Origin of the sequence: Streptomyces sp. NPDC001663, from assembly GCF_042893105.1 — a bacterium.
Taxonomy (GTDB): Bacteria; Actinomycetota; Actinomycetes; order Streptomycetales; family Streptomycetaceae; genus Streptomyces.
In genome coordinates this window covers 35,976-57,862 of the sequence record NZ_JBIAUR010000032.1, presented here as the reverse complement: position 1 = coordinate 57,862, position 21,887 = coordinate 35,976, and the positions used below count along the sequence as shown (strand labels likewise).

The window sequence follows — 21,887 nt, the reverse complement described above, 5'->3', positions numbered from 1 at the left end:
CTTCGGTCTTGCGTTTCCGACTCTATCAGACCGTTTCCCGGCCCGATTTCCTCGGCGCTTTCCAGGTTCCCGCTTTCGCGTTTCCCTTTCCGGCGGATCCGACTTTATCAGAACTTTCGAGCCGGATTGACCGGCCGCTCATTTCCGATTGATCGGGAGTGGCTTCTTCGGAATCTATGTTCCAAGAAGCAGACAGACGCTCACCGTTGCCGACCGGACTAGATCCAGTTCCAGGCAACTGTTCGAATCTACCTCCCCGCTTGGTCCGTGTCAACGGCTCCTGTGGGGCGAAGGAGAGACTAACAGCTCAGCGGGCGTGTCCGCACATCAGGCGGCCGTTGGAACCGTGGCGCTGCGCTCGACCGCATCTACATCGCCCGTCTCTCCGGCGCGGGCCGCTCGGCCGCCCAGGACGAAGACGTACGTGAGGAAGGCCAGCTCGACAGCGATTCCGATGCCTATTCGGGCCCAGGTGGGCAGGCCGGACGGGGTGACGAACCCTTCGATGGCGCCGGAGACGAAGAGGACCAGCGCGAGGCCGATTGCCATGCCCACGGCGGCGCGCCCCTCCTCGGCAAGGGCAGTGCGTCGGGAGCGCGGCCCCGGATCGATGACCGTCCAGCCGAGGCGGAGCCCGGTGCCGGCGGCCACGAACACGGCGGTCAGCTCGAGCAGGCCGTGTGGGAGGACAAGGCCGAGGAAGGTGTCGAGCCGCCCGGCCGAGGACATCAGGCCGAACCCGACGCCAAGGTTGAGCATGTTCTGGAAGAGGATCCAGAGCACAGGCAGACCGAGGAAGACGCCCAGGATCAGGCACTGGGCTGCTGCCCAGGCGTTGTTCGTCCAGACCTGGGCGGCGAAGGAAGCTGCGGGGTGGCTGGAGTAGTACGTCTCGTACTGGCCCCCGGGGCGAGTGAGCTCGCGCAGTTCGCTGGGGGCCGCGATGGTGGCCTGCACATCTGGATGGGTGCCTATCCACCAGCCCAGGAGGACGGCAACGACGGTGGACAGGAGCGCGGTGGGCACCCACCAGCGGCGTGATCTGTAGACCGCGGCGGGGAAACCGTGCGCAAGGAAGCGTGTGACGTCTCTCCATGAGGCGCGCCGGGTTCCAGTCACGGCACTACGCGCGCGTGCGACGAGTTGGCTGAGCCGCCCGGTCAGCTGAGGGTCGGGAGCGCTGGACTGGATCAAGGAGAGGTGGGTGGCCGTGCGCTGGTAAAGGGAGACGAGTTCGTCGGCCTCGGCGCCGGTGAGGCGACGTTGGCGTCTGAGCAGGGCCTCGAGGCGGTCCCACTCGGCCCGGTGGGTGGTGACGAAGACGTCGAGGTCCATCGGTTTGCCTGCTCCTCGGCTGTTCGTCGGCGGCTCGTCGTGGATGTCAGCTTGTCGTACTGCGGCGCAATGCGCCCTCAGCTTGGCAGACTGGCCGTTCTCAGGGCAGGCCAGGGGAAGGACGACGGGCGTGAGTGAGCTGGTGACGGGCGAGGCGGTGGCGCTGGAGTTGCGCCCCGCGAGGCTGCCCAGCAGGGCGCTTGCGATAGTGCTCGACCTGGCCGTGGCCGTGGTCGTCTACATCGTTCTGACCATCGCGCTGGTCGCTTCCACGTCTTCGCTGGACGAGGCGGCGCAGGTCGCGGTGTCGATCGCAACCTCCGTGTTGGTACTGGTGGGCGGGCCGATTGCGGTCGAGACGCTCAGCCACGGGCGGTCACTGGGGAAGATGGCGTGCGGGCTGCGGGTGGTGCGGGACGACGGCGGGCCGATCCGGTTCCGGCATGCGCTGGTCAGGGGCGGCATCGGGGTGGTCGAGATCCTGATGACCTTTGGGGTCATCGCCTGCATCGCGTCCTTCGTGTCCGCTCGCGGGCGGCGGCTCGGTGATGTGTTCGCCGGGACTCTTGTTGTACGGGAAAGGCTGCCTGTCGCGCGGACGGGTTTTCTGCCTCCGCCTCCGCCCTGGTTGGCCGGGCGGTTCTCGGAACTTGATCTGTCTGCGGTTCCGGACGGGTTGTGGCTCGCCGTTCGGCAGTATCTGTCGCGGATGCAACAGCTGGACCCGCAGGTCGGCTGGACCATGGCGGAACAACTCGCCTCGGACCTCGCGGCTCGTACGGGCACGCCGGTGCCGCAGGGTGTTCCGCCTACGGCTTACCTGGCGGCGGTGGTGCAGGAGCGGCAGGCCCGGGAGGTGCGCCGAACCTTCGCGAACGGTCCGTCTGCGAGCGGGCCCGTTGCGGCAGGCTTGAGTGCGCGTGCACAGCCTGTGGACGGCGTGCCGGCGGCTGGAGCTCCGGGCGGTTACGTGCCTCCGGCGGGGACTCCCGTAGTTGCGACTCCCCCGCCTGCCGTGCCGCGGGATGCGCCGACGAGCGATCGTCCCGCTGCCGGAGCGAGCGGGACTGATCAGACCACGGGGTTCGTACCGCCGGCATAGCCAATGCCTCGACGTCAGTGGCATACCGCATGAGCAGTCGGATCCGTGCGGTGACCGCCGTCTCTTCCCACCCGCTCGGTTCTTCTCGCCCCTGGCTCAGACGAACGTGGACGGCGGCGACTCGAGGTCTTCGAGTTCGATGCCGGGTGCCGAGAGCACCACGTCGCCCGCGATGTGTACGGCGTGCTGCTCGCCGGTGTCCAGGGCTGTGACCTGGTATTCGTCCACGGTCAGAGGGGCGTTGTCAGTGGCGTGTGTTTCTCTGTTCACCAAGGCCCAGGACTGGTCCACGGTGCGCGGGGCGAGGACGGGGTCTGTGAAGGCGACGAGGCGTACGCGGGTTGCTGAGGCGGAAGGGGTGAGGCGCAGGAGACGGGTGGTGGCGATGAGGAACGCGGGGGATGTGCCGGTGAAGGCGTGGGCGCGGACGTTGCCTTCGGTGACATGAGACCCGGTCGGGTCCGTACGGACCCAGGTGACGCCGTCGAGGGCGGCGCCGCGCACCTGCCAGCCGGCTGCGTGGAGTTCGAGACGGATGGGGCGGCCGAGTTCGTCGAGGGCGAGGTCGACGGAGCCGCCGTGCTCACCCGTCGGGGTGGTCAGTTGGGAGACGTAGCGCCAGCCGGAAGGGCCGGGGGCGCAGTGGAAGTGCTCTTCTGCGAGGGGGGTGTGATCGTGCGGATCGTGGAGCGAATAGCGGCCGCGGGGCATGGGGGTCCTGGGTCTTGACGGGCTGATCCGGGCGCAGCGGCCAAAGGGGCAGGCCCCCGACACGGGGGTGCGGGGGCCTGCCTCGGAGGAACTGCTGCTGGTGAGCGAGTCAGCGCACCGACGCGCTCACCGCAGCGGCGCCGAGCCGCTCAGTAGCGGTAGTGGTCCGACTTGTACGGGCCCTCGACCTTCACGCCGATGTACGCGGCCTGCTCGGGGCGGAGCGTGGTCAGCTTCACGCCGAGCGAGTCCAGGTGGAGGCGCGCGACCTTCTCGTCGAGGTGCTTGGGCAGCGTGTACACGCCGGTCGGGTACTCGGACTGCTTGGTGAACAGCTCGATCTGGGCCAGGGTCTGGTCCGCGAACGAGTTGGACATCACGAAGGACGGGTGGCCGGTCGCGTTGCCCAGGTTCAGCAGGCGGCCCTCGGACAGCACGATGAGGACCTTGCCGTCGGGGAACGTCCAGGTGTGGACCTGCGGCTTGACCTCGTCCTTGACGATGCCGGGGATCTTGGCGAGGCCGGCCATGTCGATCTCGTTGTCGAAGTGGCCGATGTTGCCAACGATCGCCTGGTGCTTCATCTTGGCCATGTCCGAGGCCATGATGATGTCCTTGTTGCCGGTCGTGGTGACGAAGATGTCGGCCTTGTCGATGACCTCGTCGAGGGTCGTGACCTGGTAGCCGTCCATCGCCGCCTGAAGGGCGCAGATCGGGTCGATCTCGGTGACGATGACGCGGGCGCCCTGACCGCGCAGGGACTCCGCGCAGCCCTTGCCCACGTCGCCGTAGCCGCAGACGACCGCGGTCTTGCCGCCGATGAGGACGTCGGTGGCGCGGTTGATGCCGTCGATCAGGGAGTGGCGGCAGCCGTACTTGTTGTCGAACTTCGACTTGGTGACGGCGTCGTTCACGTTGATCGCCGGGAACAGGAGGACGCCGTCGCGCTGCATCTCGTACAGGCGGTGGACGCCGGTCGTGGTCTCCTCGGTCACGCCGCGGATCTCGGAGGCGAGCTGGGTCCACTTCTGCGAGCCGTCCGTGATGGTGCGCTGCAGGAGTTCGAGGACGACGCGGTGCTCGTCGGACTCGGCGGTGTCGACGGAGGGGACTTTGCCGTCCTTCTCGTACTCGACGCCCTTGTGGACGAGGAGGGTGGCGTCACCACCGTCGTCGAGGATCATGTTCGGGCCGCCGGTGGGGGTGTTCGGCCAGGTCAGCGCCTGCTCCGTGCACCACCAGTACTCCTCCAGGGTCTCGCCCTTCCAGGCGAAGACCGGGACGCCCTGGGGGTTGTCCACGGTGCCATTCGGGCCGACGGCGATGGCGGCGGCCGCGTGGTCCTGGGTGGAGAAGATGTTGCAGGAGGCCCAGCGGACCTCGGCGCCCAGGGCGACCAGGGTCTCGATGAGGACGGCGGTCTGCACGGTCATGTGCAGGGAGCCGGTGACGCGGGCGCCGGCCAGCGGCTGCGTCTCGGCGTACTCCTTGCGGATCGCCATCAGGCCGGGCATCTCGTGCTCGGCGAGGGTGATCTCCTTGCGGCCGAACTCGGCCAGGGAGAGATCGGCGACCTTGAAGTCCTGTCGGTTGTCGACAGTCGTCATTGCGAGCTGCTCCTCGGGGTTGGGGCGAGGTGGGTACGGCTGGTCTGCGCGGCGGCGGACACAGGGGTGCCCGAAGAGGACACAGGCATGCCCGGTGCGCGCAGCGCAGTCCGTCGGAGGCCCTCTCTCCCTCGGTCGGTCCGCGGTGGGACCGCCCGACCGCCATCAGCAGCGACGTCTGGCTCCGTCCCAAGCTACACCGGTCGGCCTGCCGCCCCCAGTCCGCCTCCGAACAGATCTCGACGATCGCGGCGGGCGGCGGGTGGCGGTTGCGAGGGCTGGGGAGAGCGATAACAAGACACGTACGAACGGGAGAACAGGAGTCAACACACCAGGGTGAACAGGACTTTTGCACCTTTGAGTCGACCCAGCGGGTGTTGCAGGATGCCCTGCAGATCGGGAACTGCTGATCGATCTTGCGGGGCGTCCGGGACGACGCTTCGTGCGACAAAGGCGTTAGGAGATCGACGTGACCAGTCCGGCCGGCCCTCCCCCCACGGGCGGCGGCAACAGCGAGGGTAAGCATGTGAAGCTGCTCGCGGTGACCGCATGCCCGACCGGCATCGCCCACACATACATGGCTGCGGAGAAGCTCGCGCAGGCTGCCGAGAGCCGTGGCATCGACATGAAGGTGGAGACCCAAGGATCGATCGGGGCCGAAAATGTCCTCGATGACAACGATGTCAACACCGCGGACGGCGTCATCGTCGCCGCGGACAAGGACGTGGACCTGAGCCGTTTCGCGGGCAAGCGGGTTCTCAAGGTCGGGGTGGCCGAGGGCATTCACCACCCCGAGCGGCTGATCGAGCAGGTACGGTCGGCGCCCGTGCATGAGCCCGGGAGTACGACGACAGCGTCCTCGGGAGTCGGCGGCAAGGAACGGAGTGTCGCGTACAAGGCGCTCATGAACGGGGTCAGTTACATGATCCCGTTCGTGGTGGTCGGCGGGCTGCTGATCGCCATCTCGCTCTCGCTCGGCGGGCACACGGACCCCTCGGGCGGTCTGGTCATCCCGAAGGACTCCTTCTGGATGGACGTGAACAACATCGGGGTCATCGGCTTCACGCTGATGGTGCCGATCCTGTCCGGGTACATCGCGTACGCCATCGGCGATCGGCCCGCGCTCGTGCCGGGGATGATCGGTGGCTGGATCGCCAACACCGGGTCGTTGTACGACTCGAAGGCGGGCGCCGGGTTCATCGGCGCGATCGTGACCGGGTTCCTGGCCGGGTATCTGGTGCTGTGGATCAAGAAGGTCCGGGTGCCGAAGTTCGTGCAGCCGATCATGCCGATCATCGTGATCCCGATCGTGGCGACGACGGCGCTCGGAATGTTCTTCATCTACGTCATCGGGAAGCCGATCTCGTGGGTGTTCGAGCACCTGACCAGCTGGCTCAGCGGGATGACGGGCACGAGTGCGGTTCTGCTCGGTGCGATTCTGGGGCTGATGATCGCGTTCGACATGGGCGGGCCGGTCAACAAGACGGCGTTCCTGTTCGGCGCCGGGCTCATCGCGACCGGGAACCAGACGGTCATGGGCATGTGTGCGGCCGCGATCCCGGTCATGCCGCTGGGGCAGGGTCTGGCGACCTTGATACGGAAGCGGCTGTACACCGAGCAGGAGCGGGAGACCGGCCTGGCCTCGCTGTTCATGGGCTGCTTCGGCATCTCCGAGGGTGCGATCCCGTTCGCGGCGGCGCGGCCCGCCCAGGTGATTCCGGCCAACATGCTCGGCGGCGCGGTGGCCGGTGCGGTCGCCGGTGTCGCCGGGGTGAAGGACGCGGTGCCCCACGGCGGGCCGATCGTGGCCGTGCTGGGTGCGGTGAGCGGCGTGCCGATGTTCTTCGTGGCGGTGGTGATCGGCACGGTCGTCACCGCGCTCACGACGGTCGCCCTTGTCGATGTCGGTGAGCGGAGGCGGCGGGGCGCGTCGGCGGCCGACGCGGGTGCCGCCGATGCCGAGCCGGCGCTGGTCGCAGCGGGCGTGGGTGTGTTGTCGGGGACGGGCGGGAGTGCTGTCGTACCGGCGCAGGCAGTGGGCGCATCCGGGCCCGCGGCCTCGGGCTCGGACGGTGCGGGTTCCGCAACCGCTGCTCCCGCCACGACGACTGCCGAGGGCTCGTCGGACGAGCCGTCAGACGCCCGGGGCGAAGTCCTCTCCGGTCATCTCACCGACGAGACCGTGAAGCTTCGGCTCGACGCGCGGAACAAGGAGGCCGGCATCCGGGAGATGGCCGGACTGCTGGCGCGCAGCGGCAAGGTCGCGGATGTGGACGAGCTGGTGCGGACGGCGCTGCGGCGTGAGGAGCAGGGCACGACCGGGCTCGGCGAGGAGATCGCGATTCCGCATGCCAAGACGGATGCGGTGACCGCGCCGGTCGTCGGGTTCGCGCGGTCCGACGAGGGCGTCGAGTGGGGCTCGTTGGACGGTACGAAGGCGCGGCTGGTGTTCATGATCGCCGTACCCGAGGCGGCCGCGGGCGATGAACACCTGCGGATTCTGGCGTTGTTGTCGCGGAAGTTGGTGGACGCCGGGTTCCGGGAGCGGCTCCTCTCGGCCGGGGACGAGCAGGCGGTCCTCGGGGTGCTGAGCGAGATCCGGTAGCCGGTTCGGGGCCCGCGTCCGTGCTGGGGCGCGGGCCCGCACAGCCGGTTCACAGAGGGTCGCTACCCTCTGCGCGGCGCGGATGTTCCGTGTGGGGAGGGAGTGGCGATGAGCAGGGCGCGGAAGCTCGGGATCTGGGCAGGGGTGCTGGGGCCGCTGGGGGTGGTGCTGGTGGTTGTGGCTCTGGTGAGCGTGTGGACGGGCTACCACGGGACCACGGTCGCGAGCGACAGCATGTCGCCGACGTACACGCAGGGGCAGCAGTTGGTGTACGAGCGTATGGACGGGACCGGGGTACGGCGGGGCGACGTCGTGCTCTACTCGGCGCCGGACCGCTATCAGGGCGCCGTCGTCATGCAGCGGGTCATTGGTGTGGGCGGTGATCACATCGTCTGCTGCACGGGGGAAGGCGAGGACGAGCGGCTCCTGGTGAACGGCAAGTCGCTCGACGAGCCGTACGTGCCGGACGGCATTGCCGACGGCACACACCAGTCGTACGACGTGCAGGTGCCCGAGGGCCGGCTCTTCGTGCTCGGTGATCACCGGTTGAACTCGCGGGACTCGCGGGCCTTCCCCGACGATCACGGAGGCACGGTGCCCGTGAGCGCGGTCCAGGGTCGGGTGACGGACGACTACACCGTGCCGGCGCTGCTCGGGGTGGCCGCGCTGGTGGGGCTGCTGCTGGCGCTCACCGGGCTCGGGCTGGGGATCGCGGCCGTGGCCGTACGCAAGCGTGTCGTCGTACCTCCGCCCCCGCCCTGGGCCGTGCAGGTCTGACGAAGGGGCCCACCGGGCGTTCGGCGGGCCCCTTCGTCGTACGTCGAAGTGGTGTCAGTGACCGGCGGGGTGCGGCGCCGGTCCGCCGGGCGTCGCCTCGCGGTCCGGGCCCTTCGCCGCCTCGGCCTCGCTGTAGATGTCCGGCTCGAGGTAGATGACGCGGGCGATGGGGACGGCCTCGCGGATGCGGGCCTCGGCGGCGTTGATGGCGGAGGCGACCTCGGCGGCCGTTTCGTCGTGCTGGACGGCGATCTTGGCGGCGATCAGCAGCTCCTCCGGGCCGAGGTGGAGCGTGCGCATGTGGATGATGCGCGTGACCGTGTCACCGTCGACGATGGCGGCCTCGATCTTCTGGACGTCCTCGACGCCGGCGGCCTCGCCGAGCAGCAGGGACTTGGTCTCGGCGGCGAGCACCAGCGCGATCAGGACGAGCAGGATGCCGATGCAGACCGTGCCGATGCCGTCCCAGACGCCGTCGTCGGTGAGCAGGGCCAGACCGACGCCGCCGAGGGCGAGGACCAGACCGATCAGCGCGCCGAAGTCCTCCAGGAGGACGACGGGCAGCTCGGGCGCCTTGGCTCGGCGGATGAACTGCGACCAGGACAGCTTGCCCCGCAGCTCGTTCGACTCCTTGATGGCCGTGCGGAACGAGAAGCCCTCGGCGATGATCGCGAAGACGAGGACGCCCACCGGCCAGTACCAGTGCTCGATCTCGTGCGGGTGGCGGATCTTCTCGTAGCCCTCGTAGATGGCGAACATGCCGCCGACGGAGAAGAGGACGATCGAGACGAGGAAGGCGTAGATGTACCGCTCGCGGCCGTAGCCGAAGGGGTGTTGCGGGGTGGCCTCGCGCTGGGCCTTCTTTCCGCCGATCAGGAGCAGGGCCTGGTTGCCGGAGTCGGCGAGCGAGTGGACGCCCTCGGCGAGCATCGACGACGAACCGCTGAACGCGAACGCCACGAACTTCGATGCCGCGATCGCGAGGTTGGCGCCGAGTGCCGCCACGATCGCCCTGGTGCCGCCTGACGCGCTCATGTGTCCGCGTTGTCCCTTCGCCTTCGTATGTACGCCGTCCGGGGCCCTGCCTCGTCGCGGCTTTGCCCGTCCTTTGCCGGTGGGCCATTCTTGCAGCCCTGCCCGGCGACGGCGCGTCAGGTATCCACAACCCCGGTCATACGATCACAGTGGCCCGGAAGACCGTACCCGCTCCGGACACTTCGGCCTTTTCGCCGGCGGGTACGAAGACCGACTGGCCGGGGCCCAGTTCGTGCTCACCGGCCCGCACCGTACCGGCCGTGCAGAGCAGGATCTGCGGAGTGGCGCGGGTGAGGTCGTGGGCGGAGGCGCCCTCGGGGAGGACGTAACGCGACAGCCGGAACTCGTCGATCGGCGTCTCGTAGACCTCCTCGCCGTCCGGGGACGCCTCGGGGCGCAGCACTCCGGGGTCGCTCGCCTCGAAGTGGACGATGCGCAGGAGTTCGGGGACGTCGACGTGCTTGGGCGTCAGTCCGCAGCGCAGTACGTTGTCGGAGTTGGCCATGATCTCGACGCCGAGGCCGTTCAGGTACGCGTGTGGGATGCCCGCGCCGAGGAACAGGGCCTCGCCGGGCTGCAGGCGGACGTAGTTGAGGAGCATGGCCGCGATGACGCCGGGGTCGCCCGGGTAGTGGTGTGCGATGTCCGCGTAGGGCTCGAACTCGCCGCCGAGACGGGTGCAGGCGGCCGCGGCCGCTGCGACCGTGTGGTGCATCTCCTCGGGGTCGGCGGTCAGGATCGCCGTGAGGACCTCACGCAGGGCCGCGTCCTCGGGGTGGGCGTGCAGCAGGTCGACGTACGGCTTGAGGGAGTCGACGCCCAGGCCGTCCAGCAGGTCGGCCGCCTGGAGCGGGTCGCGGAAGCCGCACAGGCCGTCGAACTCGGTGAGCGCGCAGATCAGTTCGGGCTTGTGGTTGGCGTCCTTGTAGTTGCGATGCGGGGCGTCGACCGGGATGCTGCGGCGCTCCTCGTCCTCGTAACCCTCCTTCGCCTGCGCCAGGTTGGGGTGCACCTGGAGGGAGAGGGGGGCGCCCGCGGCGAGGATCTTGAGGAGGAAGGGCAGACGGGGGCCGAACTTGGCCACGGCCTGCGGGCCCAACTCCTGCTCCGGGGCGGCCTCGATGACCTCGACGAGCGTGCCGCGCTCCGTCCGGGAGGGGGCGCCGGGGTGGGCGCCCATCCACATCTCCGCCTGCGGTTCACCGGTCGGTTCGACGCCGAGCAGGTGCGGGATCGCGGTGGTCGAACCCCAGGCGTAGGGGCGGATGGTGTTGTCGAGGCGGTCCATGCTGTGTCTTCGTCTCCGTACGTACGCCGCTCGGCGGGCGCTGGTCAGTGGGCGCGGGTTGCGCGGGTCAACGTCAGGCCCCCGAGGCGAGCGCCAGGTAAACGGCGGCGAAATCCGTGATGGCGATCAGTTCGGCGAGGGTCTCCAGTTCGTCGCCCTCCTCCGGCTCCAGTTCGCTGATCGGCGTGTCGTGGCTGAGGGCCAGGTCACGGGCGGCGGGAGCAGCCGTGAGGCCACCGATCGGACGGTCGCGGAGCAGCACCACGCGTGCGTGCAGGGCGGGTGCTTCGTCCACGCGGTCGCGGAAGAAGTCGTCCGGGTCGGCGCTGGCGGCGAGCGGACCGGCGAGGAGGGCGCTGTGCGCGGCGAGCGCCTCGGGGAGTTCCGCGACGACCGCCGGGCGGCCGGAGAGCTCGGCGAGGGCGGCGGCGAAGCGGCGGCCGGCGGGGCCTGCCGAGACTCCTTCGGTCCATACGACCGGCAGCGCGTCGGCGAGTTCGGCGGCGAGCGTCTTGGCGGGGTTGCTGTAGGTCGCGATGGCGGGACCGCAGCGCTCGGCGATGTGGTCGAGGCGGTCGGCGACCTTCTCGATGGCGTCCGGCGGGGCGGTGAGCAGGCCGGTGCGGTCGAGGAGCGCGAGGAGGGGCGTGAGCAGGGCCCACAGGACCCCCGGGGCGGACGCTGCGAGCTGCTCCTCGTCCTGGTCGTAGGGGGCCGTCGCCATAGGTACGAAGAAGCCGTGGGCGCCTTCCACCGCCTCGGTGAGCGGGGTGCGGGCCGGGGCGACCGCGACGACCGTGCAGCCTCGGCGGTAGGCCGCGTCGGCGAGCAGGGACAGGCCGGGTTCGGTGCCGTCGGGGGTGGTGATCAGGAGCAGGTCGACGCTTCCGGCCCAGCCCGGCAGTTCCCAGCGCAGGGCGCCCGCGGCGGGGGCCACGCCGGTCGGGGCGAGGCGGATGACGGGGCTGCCGGGTCCGGCGAGGGTGCCGAGGAGGTCGGCGGCGCAGATGGCTGCGGCGCCGGGGCCCGCGATGAGGACGGCGCGGGGGCGGCCGTCGGGTTTGAGGTCGCTGACGCCTGCCTCGGCGGCGTGCCGGGCCGCTGTGCGGACGCGGGCGCCTGCCTCGGCGGCGCCGCGTAGCAGGCCGCGGTGGTCGGCCTCCGAGAGGGCCTCGGGGGTGTCGAGCAGCGATTCGTCGAGCATGGGCGGCAGCCTCCGATCGCCGGGGGTTCCTTGTGTGCGCGCCGGCGTCGTACGCGCGCCGGGGGCTTTGTGCGCGGTGACCTTGTGCGCGGTGGGTTGAGCGCTGTGGCTTTGCGCGCGGGTCGCGGGGCTCGGCGTTACGCGGGGCGGCGGGCCTCGTCGACGAGCAGGACGGGGATGCCGTCGCGGACGGGGTATGCCAGGCCGCAGTCCTGGCCGGTGCAGATCAGCTCGGTGTCCTGCTCCTTGAGGGGGGCGTGGCAGGCCGGGCAGGCGAGGATCTCCAGGAGGCCGGCTTCGAGCGGCATGGGGTGTCCCTTCGGGCGGGTACGCGGGCGCGTGCCTGTGTGTGCGTGTGCGGATGTGCCTGGTCAGGGTACCGCCGTGGGGGGCGCGGTGCCGGGGTTGGGCGGGAGCGGGGTGGGGGTGGCCGTGGGAGGGGTCGTCCCCGCCGCCCCTACCCGTCCCATCTCCAGGGGCGCTGCCCCTTCGACCCCGCCAGGGGCCTTGCCCCCTGGACCCCCGTCGGCCTGAACGGCCTCGTCCTCAAACGCCGGACGGGCTGAAATTGCGGAACCCTCAGGCTCGGATGATCGCCAAGGCCTCGTCCCGGATCTTTGCCATCGTCGCCTCGTCCCTCGCCTCCGCGTTCAGGCGCAGCAGCGGTTCCGTGTTGGACGGGCGGACGTTGAACCACCAGTCGGTGGACGTGACCGTCAGGCCGTCGAGTTCGTCGAGGGTGACGTCCTCTCGGGTGCCGTACGTCGACTTGATGGCCGCCAGGCGGTCGGCCTGGTCGGTGACCGTGGAGTTGATCTCGCCGGAGCCCACGTAGCGGTCGTACTCGGCGGTCAGGGTGGAGAGCGGGCCCTGCTGGCCGCCGAGGGCCGCGAGGACGTGCAGGGCGGCGAGCATGCCCGTGTCGGCGTTCCAGAAGTCCTTGAAGTAGTAGTGGGCGGAGTGTTCGCCGCCGAAGATCGCGCCCGAGTTCGCCATCTCCGCCTTGATGAAGGAGTGGCCGACGCGGGTGCGGGCCGGTGTGCCGCCGTGCTCACGGACCACCTCGGGGACCGACCACGACGTGATCAGGTTGTGGATGATCACGCCCTTGCCGCCGTTGCGGGCGAGCTCGCGCGCGGCCACCAGGGCCGTGATCGCGGACGGGGAGACGGGGTCGCCGTGTTCGTCGACCACGAAGCAGCGGTCCGCGTCGCCGTCGAAGGCGAGGCCCAGGTCGGCGCCCTCTTCACGGACGCGCTTCTGCAGGTCGACGATGTTCGCCGGGTCCAGCGGGTTCGCCTCGTGGTTCGGGAAGGTGCCGTCGAGTTCGAAGTACATCGGGACGAGGGTCAGGGGGAGGCCCTCGAACACCGTGGGGACCGTGTGGCCGCCCATGCCGTTGCCCGCGTCGACGACGACCTTCAGGGGGCGGATGGAGGTCAGGTCGACGAGGGAGCGGAGGTGGGCCGCGTAGTCCGACAACGTGTCGCGCTGCGTGATCGTTCCCGGCTCTGCGCCGGGCTGCGGGGCGCCCGACTCCGTCCACTGCTCGGCCAGTTCGCGGATCTGCGTCAGGCCGGTGTCCTGGCCCACCGGCGCCGCGCCCGCCCGGCACATCTTGATGCCGTTGTACTGCGCCGGATTGTGCGAGGCCGTGAACATCGCGCCCGGGAGGCCGAAAGCGCCCGACGCGTAGTACAGCTGGTCCGTCGAGCACAGGCCGATCTCCGTGACGTCGGCGCCCTGCGCGGCCGCCCCGCGCGCGAAGGCACGCGACAGGCCGGGGGACGACGGTCGCATGTCGTGGCCGGTCACGATCGCCTGCGCGCCGGTCACCTGGACGAAGGCCGCACCGAAGAGTTCGGCCAGCGACTCGTCCCACTGGTCCGGGACCACCCCGCGTACGTCGTACGCCTTCACGATCTGCGACAGATCAGCAGCCACGGCCAACCCTCCTGAAAGTCCTATCGGTCGCCCCAAACTACCCGTACCGACCGACAGTGTGGCGTGTGATCCCGAGTGGACTCCCAGCCGTAACCTCACAGGTCAGAACCGGGTGAGAAACCGGGAAGAGTCAGGGCAGCATCCAGTCCAGGACGGGCGAGCTCTGGCCCACCACGATCAGGCACATCACCAGCAGCAGGCCCACGCTCCAGGGCAGCACCTTGCGCAGCAGGTCCCCCTCGCGGCCCGCGAGGCCCACGGCCGCGCACGCGATGGTGAGGTTCTGCGGCGAGATCATCTTGCCGAGGACGCCGCCCGAACTGTTCGCGGCGGCCAGGAGTTCGGGCGACAGACCCGACTCACGGGCCGCGGTCACCTGCAACGCCCCGAACAGCGCGTTGGCCGACGTGTCCGAGCCGGAGACCGCCACCCCGAACCAGCCCAGGACGGGTGACAGGAAAGCGAGTCCGGCTCCGGCCGCCGCCACGAAGTGGCCGATCGTGCCCGCCTGTCCGGAGAGGTTCATGACGTACGCGAGCGCCAGTACGGAGGTCACGGTCAGGATCGCGAACCTCAGCTCGTGCACGGTCGCGAGCCATTCCCTGACCGCCACGCGCGCGTGCACGCCGAGCACGACCGCCGTGCACACTCCGGCGAGGAGCACGAGCGTGCCGCCCGTCGACACGACCGGCCAGGTGAACACGTTGCCGCCGACCGGCTTCCCGTCCGGCCCCGCGACATCCAGGAACGGCCAGTCGTACGTCTGGGTCGCCCCGGCCAGCCAGTCCTTGACCGCCGGGATCTGCGCGACCGAGAAGATCGCGACGATCAGCGCGTACGGGGCGTAGGCGCGCAGGACTTCGCGCCGCGGGTCCTCTTCGTCCAACTCCTCGCTGCGCACGCCGGTCAGCACGGACGCGCGTACGGACTCGGTGGCGGGCACACGCGCGTGCGGTACGGCGACCAGGGCGCCCGCGCCCGCCAAGGAGGCGCCGATGTCGGCGAGTTGCGCGGAGACGTAGTTGGAGGCGGCGAACTGGGCCACGGCGAAGGCGATTCCGCACACCAGGGCGGGCACCCAGGTCTCGCGCAGGCCGCGCCGGCCGTCCACCAGCCAGACCAGGACGAGCGGAACCACCAGTGCCAGCAGGGGTGTTTGACGCCCCACCACGGAGGCCACGGAATCCAGCGGCAGTCCCGTCACCTGTGCGAGCGTCACGACCGGTGTGCCCATCGCGCCGAACGCGACCGGCGCGGTGTTGGCGACGAGCGCGACGACCGCCGCGCGCACCGGGTCGAAGCCGAGGGCGACCAGCATGACGGAGCAGATCGCGACCGGCGCTCCGAATCCGGCGAGCGCCTCCAGGAGGGCGCCGAAGCAGAAGGCGACGACGAGCGCCTGGATGCGCGGGTCGTCGGAGAGGCGGCCGAAGGAGCGGCGCAGGATGTCGAAGTGCCGGGTGCGGACGGTCATCCGGTACACCCACAGGGCGTTGACGACGATCCACAGGATGGGGAAGAGGCCGAAGACGGCTCCCTGGGCGGCGCTGGAGAGCGTCTGGTCGAGTGGCATGCCGTAGGCGAGCCAGGCGACCAGAACGGCCGCCAGGAGGCCTGTCGCGCCTGCCAGATGCGCCTTCATGCGCACTCCGCCGAGCAGCACCAGAACGATCACCAGGGGCAGGGTCGCGACGAGGGCGGACAGGCCGAGCGAGTCGGCGACGGGTTCCAGTTCCTGGACGTACACGGGCGCCTCCCCGGATTCCGGCATGCGGAAAGCGATTTCCCGCCGGTCTCCCGGAATGGTCGTGTCCGCGACAAGGGCGCGTCAATGGGCGTGCGCCGCTGGATGGAAAGGGGGAGAGGGCGAACGCCCTCAGTTGTCCGGAGAGCGCAGCACCCGCAGATGCCCGCGCCGCGCGACCTCCATCGGGTCCGCCCCGCGCCCGCCACCGCCGGCCGCCCGCTCCTGCGGACGAGCCGCCTCGCGCACGGCGTTGGCAAGCGCTTCCAGGTCGTCACCGCTGGGGCGGGCCGGAGCGGAGCCGTCGAGGAGCCGGACGACCTCCCAGCCGCGCGGGGCGGTGAGGCGCTCGGAGTGTTCGGCGCACAGGTCGTAGCAGTGGGGTTCGGCGTAGGTGGCGAGCGGGCCGAGGACCGCGGTCGAGTCGGCGTAGACGTACGTCAGCGTCGCGACGGCGGGGCGGCCGCAAGCGGTGCGCGAACAGCGACGTACAGGGCTCACGACGTTGGACGGTACCGCACTCTTGAGCGGGCCGCGACGACTCTCCCCCAGGTCACTCCACCGTGTCGTAGTGTGAAACACCCCACACACCTCCCTCGGAACAGCCTGCTGACCTGCACATATGTGCATTCACAGGGCGTCGGGCACTCCCGCGTCCGGTCAACAGTCCGTACAAACCCCGTCATTTGCCTCGTGATCGTCGGTCTCGGAGAGATACGGAAACGAGCCCAACCTTGGCTGGAATGGTCATCCTTCGACATGCCGTGCCGGGCTGTTCGAGGCTGTCCGGCATGCCGTGTGGGGCACGGCATGCGGTCCCGGCAGGGACTACGCTTCACCAGTGATGGACAACCCTGTACCGCCCCGTGCCGCCGGCCCCGGGCCCCGTCGGCGTGATCGCCACGGCCGGGGCATGCGCGGTCCGATCGCGCCGCCCCAGGTGCCGCTCGCCGCGAGCCGTGCCGAGGCGTTCGCGGATCTGGTGCAGGACTCCGTGGAGCGTCTGGAACGGCGCTGGCCGCAGCTCTCCGACATCGATTTCCTGGTCCTCGAGGTGCCGCGCCTGGACAGCCCTGGGCAGACCTGGAACGACGAGGCGGTCCCCCTGGGCGGCACGGTCCCCTCCCGGGACGGGCGGCCGGCCCGGGTGATCGTCTACCGGCGGCCGGTGGAGATCCGCACGAAGGGGCGCGACGAACGGGCGGCGCTCGTGCACGAGGTCGTCGTCGAGCAGGTCGCCGAACTGCTGGGGCTGACCCCGGAGACGGTGGATCCGCGGTACGGCGAGGACTGAGGCCCGCCCGGCGTCACCAGGTCGCCGCTACTTCTGCAGCACCGACAGATCCTGGTCCGCCTGCGGCACCGCCACCATCCCCCGGTCGTCCGGCAGCGTCTGCACCGTGAAGCCCGGTACGCCGTCCTCCGTCGCCGCCAGGGTCCGGGCCGCGTAGACCGGACCGCCGGACAGGGGCTCGACCGTCAGCGCGTACGTGCCCTTCGAGCCGCTCGGGACCGGGGCCTCGACGTCCTGGGTGGTGCCGGCCTTGATCGTGTACGTCTTGGAGACCGCCGTGCCGCCGTCGCTGCCCGCCGACGCGGTGACCTTCACCTTGGCCGTGCGGGTCGGCGCCGTGAGGGACAGCGTGGAGCCCTTGCCGCTGTTGTCGGCGGAGGTCGCGCGCGTGCCGACCGGGCTCGTGGCCGGGATGAACGCCGTCTCCTGCTTGTCGCCCTTGCCGCGGACGACCCGCAGCGCGGCGACGACCGGCACGGAGTCGTCGGTGGGCGTGAGGATCAGGGAGCCCGCCTCGCCGCGCGTCAGGGCGCCGAGATCGACGGCGGTCGTCATGCCCGCCTTCACGTGCAGCGTCTCGTTCCCTGCGGGCGTGATCAGCCCGGACGGAGAGGCGAGGCGCACCTTCAGGTCGGCGTCCGCGTCGCCGGGCGTGAAGGCGATCAGCCGTACGGAGGTGGCGTCCTTCGGGATGCCGGGCAGGACGAGGCTGCCGGAGGGGTCCGTGGAGGCGGCCAGCCAGTCGCCGCCGAGCTTGTCGTCCAGGGCCTGCACGGCGGCGCCCACGCGGCCGCTGCGGACGTTCACGTGCACCGTGAGGTTGGTCTGCTTCTCGTCGGTGAGCGTGGACAGCAGGACCGGGTCGCTGGAGTGCGGCGCGACCGTGATGCCCTCCCCCACCGTGGACTTGAGGGCGCCGTCCTTGCCGTAGAGCTCGATGTCGACGACGGCCGCGGAGTCGTCGGGGTTGGTCAGGTGGACGTAGTCGGTGCGCGCGGCGTCCGTGCTGGCGCCCGGGAACCAGAACTCGGTGTCCGGCTCGGTGCAGTTGACGCCCTGCAGGCCACGTCCCGTGCCCGCGGCGACCTCGGTGGTCTCCTGGACCGTCCAGCCGGGCGCGAACTTGCCCTCGGCGGTGCCCGCGAGCGCGGGGGTGTCGGAGCCGGAGGTGTCACCCGTGACCGGCTTGCCGGGCTCCTCGGGAGTGAGGACGGGCTTGTCGGCCTTCTTCTTGCCGGCCTTCTTGTCGCTCTTCTTGTCGTCCTTCTTGCCCTTGTCGCCCGTCCCGTCGTCGCTCGTCCCGTCGGCCGACTGCTCGGTGGCGGACCGGAGTTCGGCCTTGCCGTCGCTTCCCGCGCCCTTCGTGACGGGCGTGAACGACGTGTACGAGGTGTCGGCGATGTCGGAGGTGCTGGGCGCCGGGCACAGCAGGGTGGTGCGCTCCACGGGGAGTTCGGCGGCAGCCTTGGCGGTGTCCGCGCCGGAGGCGCCCGGGGCGGTGAGCGAGGCGACCCCGGTGATGGCGGCGAGCGCGGCCGTGCCGGCGATCAGGGACAGGGTGGTGCGGTTCACTGCTGACTCCCGTCGGGGCGCTCAGGGGCGTGCGGGTCATGCTGCGCCGGGTCGTACGCGGGGTCGTAGCCCTGCTGGTACGAGGCGTCGTACGCGGTCTGGTCGTACGTCCCCTGGGAGGATCCGCCGTAGGCGTACGGGTCGTACTGGCCGCCCTGGTACGGGTCGGCCTGGTACGTCTGGTCGTACGCGCCCGCCGGGTACTGCTGGGTGCCCTGGTACTGCTCGTTGCCGTAGCCGCCGTACTCGGCGCCCTGGTAACCCGTCGCGTCCCAGTCGCCGTAGGACTGCTGCTGCGGGACGGCGACCGGTGTCTCCTCCGGAGGAGGAGACACGAACTCCTCGCTCCGGCCCGCCTCTTCGGCCTCCGCCTCCGCCTGGGCACGCAGGCGGCGGGCGCGGCGGCCCTCGCCGGCGACGGGCTGGGCGGGGACGGCCGGCTCCTCGGGGAGGTCGTCGTCGACGTCGCGGCGCCTGCCGGGCAGGGCCATGACGACGAGGACGACGGCGAGGGAGCCCTGCGCCCACAGCCAGGCGGTGTGGGTGATCGGGTCGTCGTAGGTGACGTCCAACTTGCCGCCGGAGGACGGGAGTTGGAAGCCCTGGGCCCAGCCGTCGACGGTGGTGCGGGTAAGTGGTTTGCCGTCCAGGGTGGCCGTCCAGCCGTCGGCCGCAGTGTCGGCGAGGCGCAGGATGCGGCCGTCGGAACCGGCCGGGACCGTGGTGTGGATCTCGACGGGTCCGGCGGCGACGGGCTGTGCCGTGCCGGAGCCGGAGGCGGAGGCGGACACGATGGTGGCGCGGGCGACCTCCTGGTCGACCCGCCACAGGGCGCTGCCGTTCTGCTGGCTCAGGCGACTCAGGCCCGGTGTGGCGTCCAGGACACGGGTGACCTCGCGGGGTGCGCCCTTGTGGACGAGGACGTAGCGCACGGCGAACTTGCCGAGCTGGTCGGTCTGGTCGGCGCCGGAGCCGGCGACGAGGTTGGCGACGACCTTGTCGAGCTTGGCGTTCTCGCCGTCGGTCGCGGCGATCTCGGCATCGCCGAGGCGGGCGCCGGAGCCGCGGACCAGGGTGTAGCCGACGCGGGCGGTGGAGTCGCTGTCGAGCACGAGCGTGCGTGCCTGGTCACGGGTGCCGCTCTCCTCGGCGACGAATGCGGGCACCTGCACGGGGTCGCGCCGCTCGATGGGTCCGTCGGCGCCGCGGATCATCCAGCCGGCGGCGACGAGCAGCGGGCCCGCGAGCGAGGCGAAGGCGATCAGTGCGGCCACCGGCTGGCGCCAGCCGAAGCTCTGCTCGGCCACGCGCGCGCGTGCACCGTCGGCACCGAGCGCGGCGGCCGCCAGGAGGGCGATGCCGTAGACGAGGGTGGCCGGGCCGGCCCACGTGGAGTTGTTGGACAGGACCGCGAAGACGAGGCCGACCAGGGCGACCGCCCAGGCCGTCCAGATTCCGAACTGGCGCTCCGAGCGCATCAGGGCGGCCAGCGCGGCCAGGACGATGCCGATGAGCATCAGCCCGCTGACCGTGCCGGGGCCGCCGGGGCTCGCGCCGAGCAGGTCGAGGGCGGAGGCGGCCGAGGGGCCGTACTCGAGGCCGGCTTCCTTGAAGAAGCCGAACGGGAGCAGCGACAGCGACCAGGGCGCGAGGACCAACAGGGGGACGCCGAACTGGGCCAGGAAACGCAGGCCGTAGGCGGTGATGTCGGCGCGGCGCACGGCCAGCACGCCGATGCCGAGGACCAGCGCGATGGGCCACACGATCGGCGTGAACGCCGTGGTGATCGTCAGCAGCAGCGCGTACGCCCAGGTGGCGCGCCAACTGCCGCGCGCGCCCGAGGTGTTCGCGAGGCCGCTCGCGGCGATGCCCGCGCGCGCGATGAGCGGCAGCAGGACGGCCAGGACGGCGGTGCCGATGCGGCCGCCCGCGAGCGCGCCCGTGGCGGCGGGCAGGAAGGCGTAGACGACGGCCGACCACGCGCGCAGCAGACGCGACTCGACGAGCGGGCGGGAGACGAAGTAGGCGGTGACACCGGCCAGCGGGACCGAGCAGACGAGCAGGATCGTGACCGCGAGTCCGGTCGAGCCGAACAGCGCGGAGGCCAGCAGTGCCACGATCGCGAGGTACGGCGGTGCGGACGGGGTGCCGCCGGCGCCCACCGCGTGCCAGGAGTCCAGATAGCGCGACCAGAGCTCACTGGCGTCGGCCGGGGCGGGCAGCAGGGCGCCGCCCGCTAGCGCGCCGCCGCCGAGCAGTGCGCGGCAGGCCACGAGCGAGACGAGCAGCAGCACCAGGAAGAGCATCGGGCCGGGCTTGCGGGCGATGCGCTTGAGGCGGGCGAACTGCTCGATCTCCAGGAATTCGGCGTCGTCGCCGCCGGGTCCGGACTCGACCGCACCGCCGTGCCGTCCCGCTCCGGTGGTGGCCTCGGGGTCGGAGCTGCTGAAGAAGTTTCCCGCGACCTGCTCGACGGTGGCTCGCACGGTCGCGCCCGGCAGCGGGAACAGCGCGCGCAGCTCACCCTTGTCGATCTGCGGGACCCCGCGCCTGCGCCGTCCGGCGATGATCCGCTCGGGCCGCAGCAGTGTGCCCAGCAGACCACGGATCTCGTCGACGGCCTGTCCGGGGACCTTGCCGACGAGGTAGGCGACCGTACGCAGGAGCGTGCCGACCACCAGGCGCAGCAACACCCAGGGCAGCACGGCCGTACGGCTGTTGACGAGGAGGGTGTAGACGGCGCCGGCCTTGTCGACCTTGTGCGGGGAGGCGGCGGTGCGGCCCACGCAGTCGACCATACGGCGCTCGCGGGAGGCGGCCTCGGCGTGTCGTACGACTGCCTCGGGAGCGATGAGGACGCGGTGGCCGGCGGCGGTGGCGCGCCAGCACAGGTCGACGTCGTCACGCATCAGGGGCAGCCGCTTGTCGAAGCCGCCGAGCTGCTCGAACACGTCGCGCCGGATCAGCATGCCGGCGGTGGACACCGACAGCACGGAGCGGACGTGGTCGTGCTGGCCCTGGTCCTGTTCGCGGCGGTCCAGGCCGGTCCAGCGGCGGCCGGAGTTGGCGATGGAGACGCCGACCTCGAGGAGCTGCCGCTTGTCGTACCAGCCGCGCAGCTTGGGGCCGACCACGGCCACGTCGTCGCGGCCGAGCTCCAGTTCGTTCTCCACGACCCGCAGCAGCTGGGCCAGGGCGTCGGGTTCGGGGGCGCAGTCGTCGTGCAGCAGCCACAGCCACTGGACCGGCTCGCCGTGCGGGAGCTCCGGCATGTCGTAGGCGTCGTCGCGCCACGTGCGCGTGACCGGGTCCCAGCCGCTCGGGCGCTTCAGGTACGGCAGCTCGTCCGGGGTCAGTACGGGGGCGGTACGCGCCGCCTCCTCGACGGCCTGGCCGAAGCCGGTGCGCCGGGCGAGGTGCAGTACGCGGTCGGCGCCGAGGGCGCCGGTGACCAGCTGGGCGGAGTCGTCCGCGCTGCCGGTGTCGGCGGCCATGACGTACTGGACGGGGCGCTCCTGGCCGAGCAGCCCGGCGAGCGCGTCGGGCAGCCAGCGGGCGCCGTCGTGCGAGACGACGACCGCGGTCACCACGTGACGCGGGAACTCTGGTGTGGCAGCGACGTCTTGGTGGGCTGCCGGGTGGCTGTGCACGGACATCGAGGTACGGGCC

The 21,887-nt window shown here is 70.9% G+C and carries 16 protein-coding genes; 4 read left to right on the top strand and 12 right to left on the bottom strand.

Features of this window, described 5'->3' with window-relative positions:
• Positions 1–327: 327 nt before the first annotated feature.
• Complete coding sequence (locus ACFY1L_RS53680) at positions 328–1,335, bottom strand: stage II sporulation protein M (RefSeq protein WP_388842876.1); 1,008 nt, start codon at positions 1,333–1,335, stop codon at positions 328–330.
• Positions 1,336–1,465: 130 nt separating this feature from the next.
• On the opposite strand from ACFY1L_RS53680, the gene ACFY1L_RS53675 reads away from it, so the two are divergent.
• A complete protein-coding gene (locus ACFY1L_RS53675) occupies positions 1,466–2,437 on the top strand; it encodes an RDD family protein (protein WP_388842875.1) in 972 nt (323 codons plus the stop codon).
• Positions 2,438–2,533: 96 nt separating this feature from the next.
• On the opposite strand, the gene ACFY1L_RS53670 is transcribed toward ACFY1L_RS53675, so the two are convergent.
• Both ACFY1L_RS53670 and ahcY read right to left on the bottom strand, forming a co-directional pair.
• A complete protein-coding gene (locus ACFY1L_RS53670; protein WP_388842874.1) occupies positions 2,534–3,148 on the bottom strand; it encodes a hypothetical protein in 615 nt (204 codons plus the stop codon).
• Positions 3,149–3,297: 149 nt separating this feature from the next.
• Positions 3,298–4,755, bottom strand: coding sequence for an adenosylhomocysteinase (ahcY, locus tag ACFY1L_RS53665; RefSeq protein ID WP_388842873.1), 1,458 nt, complete (start codon positions 4,753–4,755; stop codon positions 3,298–3,300).
• Between the two features lie 469 nt (positions 4,756–5,224).
• On the opposite strand from ahcY, the gene ACFY1L_RS53660 reads away from it, so the two are divergent.
• Positions 5,225–7,360: a fructose-specific PTS transporter subunit EIIC gene (locus ACFY1L_RS53660; protein ID WP_388842872.1), complete on the top strand. Its 2,136-nt coding sequence runs from the start codon at positions 5,225–5,227 to the stop codon at positions 7,358–7,360.
• A 108-nt stretch (positions 7,361–7,468) separates the two neighbouring features.
• Positions 7,469–8,137 (top strand): signal peptidase I, encoded by a 669-nt coding sequence (gene lepB, locus ACFY1L_RS53655; RefSeq protein WP_388842871.1) that lies wholly within the window; start codon positions 7,469–7,471, stop codon positions 8,135–8,137.
• A 54-nt stretch (positions 8,138–8,191) separates the two neighbouring features.
• On the opposite strand, the gene ACFY1L_RS53650 is transcribed toward lepB, so the two are convergent.
• From ACFY1L_RS53650 to ACFY1L_RS53620, 7 genes are all read right to left on the bottom strand, one after another.
• Positions 8,192–9,172, bottom strand: a complete 981-nt coding sequence (locus ACFY1L_RS53650) for a cation diffusion facilitator family transporter (protein WP_388842870.1) — start codon at positions 9,170–9,172, stop codon at positions 8,192–8,194.
• Between the two features lie 136 nt (positions 9,173–9,308).
• Positions 9,309–10,460 (bottom strand): mannose-6-phosphate isomerase, class I, encoded by a 1,152-nt coding sequence (gene manA / locus ACFY1L_RS53645; protein WP_388842869.1) that lies wholly within the window; start codon positions 10,458–10,460, stop codon positions 9,309–9,311.
• A 73-nt stretch (positions 10,461–10,533) separates the two neighbouring features.
• Positions 10,534–11,664, bottom strand: a complete 1,131-nt coding sequence (locus ACFY1L_RS53640) for an SIS domain-containing protein (protein ID WP_388842868.1) — start codon at positions 11,662–11,664, stop codon at positions 10,534–10,536.
• Positions 11,665–11,801: 137 nt separating this feature from the next.
• Complete coding sequence (locus ACFY1L_RS53635) at positions 11,802–11,972, bottom strand: Trm112 family protein (protein ID WP_007382472.1); 171 nt, start codon at positions 11,970–11,972, stop codon at positions 11,802–11,804.
• 271 nt (positions 11,973–12,243) lie between these two features.
• Positions 12,244–13,608: a phosphomannomutase/phosphoglucomutase gene (locus ACFY1L_RS53630; protein ID WP_388842867.1), complete on the bottom strand. Its 1,365-nt coding sequence runs from the start codon at positions 13,606–13,608 to the stop codon at positions 12,244–12,246.
• A gap of 130 nt (positions 13,609–13,738) precedes the next feature.
• A complete protein-coding gene (locus tag ACFY1L_RS53625; protein WP_388842881.1) occupies positions 13,739–15,355 on the bottom strand; it encodes an L-lactate permease in 1,617 nt (538 codons plus the stop codon).
• A 129-nt stretch (positions 15,356–15,484) separates the two neighbouring features.
• Entirely contained in the window at positions 15,485–15,904 is a 420-nt protein-coding gene (locus ACFY1L_RS53620; RefSeq protein WP_107906244.1) for a DUF3499 domain-containing protein, read from the bottom strand.
• A gap of 292 nt (positions 15,905–16,196) precedes the next feature.
• Between ACFY1L_RS53620 and ACFY1L_RS53615 the strand changes: the two genes are divergently transcribed.
• A complete protein-coding gene (locus tag ACFY1L_RS53615) occupies positions 16,197–16,646 on the top strand; it encodes a metallopeptidase family protein (protein ID WP_388842880.1) in 450 nt (149 codons plus the stop codon).
• Between the two features lie 27 nt (positions 16,647–16,673).
• Here the strand turns inward: ACFY1L_RS53615 and ACFY1L_RS53610 are convergent, their stop codons facing one another.
• Positions 16,674–18,218, bottom strand: a complete 1,545-nt coding sequence (locus tag ACFY1L_RS53610; protein WP_388842866.1) for a DUF5719 family protein — start codon at positions 18,216–18,218, stop codon at positions 16,674–16,676.
• The gene (locus tag ACFY1L_RS53605; RefSeq protein ID WP_388842865.1) at positions 18,215–21,874 is read right to left on the bottom strand and encodes a glycosyltransferase; all 3,660 of its coding nucleotides are present in this window, start codon (positions 21,872–21,874) and stop codon (positions 18,215–18,217) included. The genes ACFY1L_RS53610 and ACFY1L_RS53605 overlap by 4 nt, the downstream gene beginning before the upstream one ends.
• Positions 21,875–21,887: the final 13 nt, after the last annotated feature.

What these genes read in the sequence shown, in the direction of transcription:
- ahcY (WP_388842873.1), bottom strand. Translation starts at nt 4,755, where the DNA reads ATGACGACTGTCGACAACCGACAGGACTTCAAGGTCGCCGATCTCTCC.
- ACFY1L_RS53650 (WP_388842870.1), bottom strand. Translation starts at nt 9,172, where the DNA reads ATGAGCGCGTCAGGCGGCACCAGGGCGATCGTGGCGGCACTCGGCGCC.
- ACFY1L_RS53635 (WP_007382472.1), bottom strand. Translation starts at nt 11,972, where the DNA reads ATGCCGCTCGAAGCCGGCCTCCTGGAGATCCTCGCCTGCCCGGCCTGC.
- lepB (WP_388842871.1), top strand. Translation starts at nt 7,469, where the DNA reads ATGAGCAGGGCGCGGAAGCTCGGGATCTGGGCAGGGGTGCTGGGGCCG.
- ACFY1L_RS53640 (WP_388842868.1), bottom strand. Translation starts at nt 11,664, where the DNA reads ATGCTCGACGAATCGCTGCTCGACACCCCCGAGGCCCTCTCGGAGGCC.
- ACFY1L_RS53615 (WP_388842880.1), top strand. Translation starts at nt 16,197, where the DNA reads ATGGACAACCCTGTACCGCCCCGTGCCGCCGGCCCCGGGCCCCGTCGG.
- ACFY1L_RS53680 (WP_388842876.1), bottom strand. Translation starts at nt 1,335, where the DNA reads ATGGACCTCGACGTCTTCGTCACCACCCACCGGGCCGAGTGGGACCGC.
- manA (WP_388842869.1), bottom strand. Translation starts at nt 10,460, where the DNA reads ATGGACCGCCTCGACAACACCATCCGCCCCTACGCCTGGGGTTCGACC.
- ACFY1L_RS53670 (WP_388842874.1), bottom strand. Translation starts at nt 3,148, where the DNA reads ATGCCCCGCGGCCGCTATTCGCTCCACGATCCGCACGATCACACCCCC.
- ACFY1L_RS53605 (WP_388842865.1), bottom strand. Translation starts at nt 21,874, where the DNA reads ATGTCCGTGCACAGCCACCCGGCAGCCCACCAAGACGTCGCTGCCACA.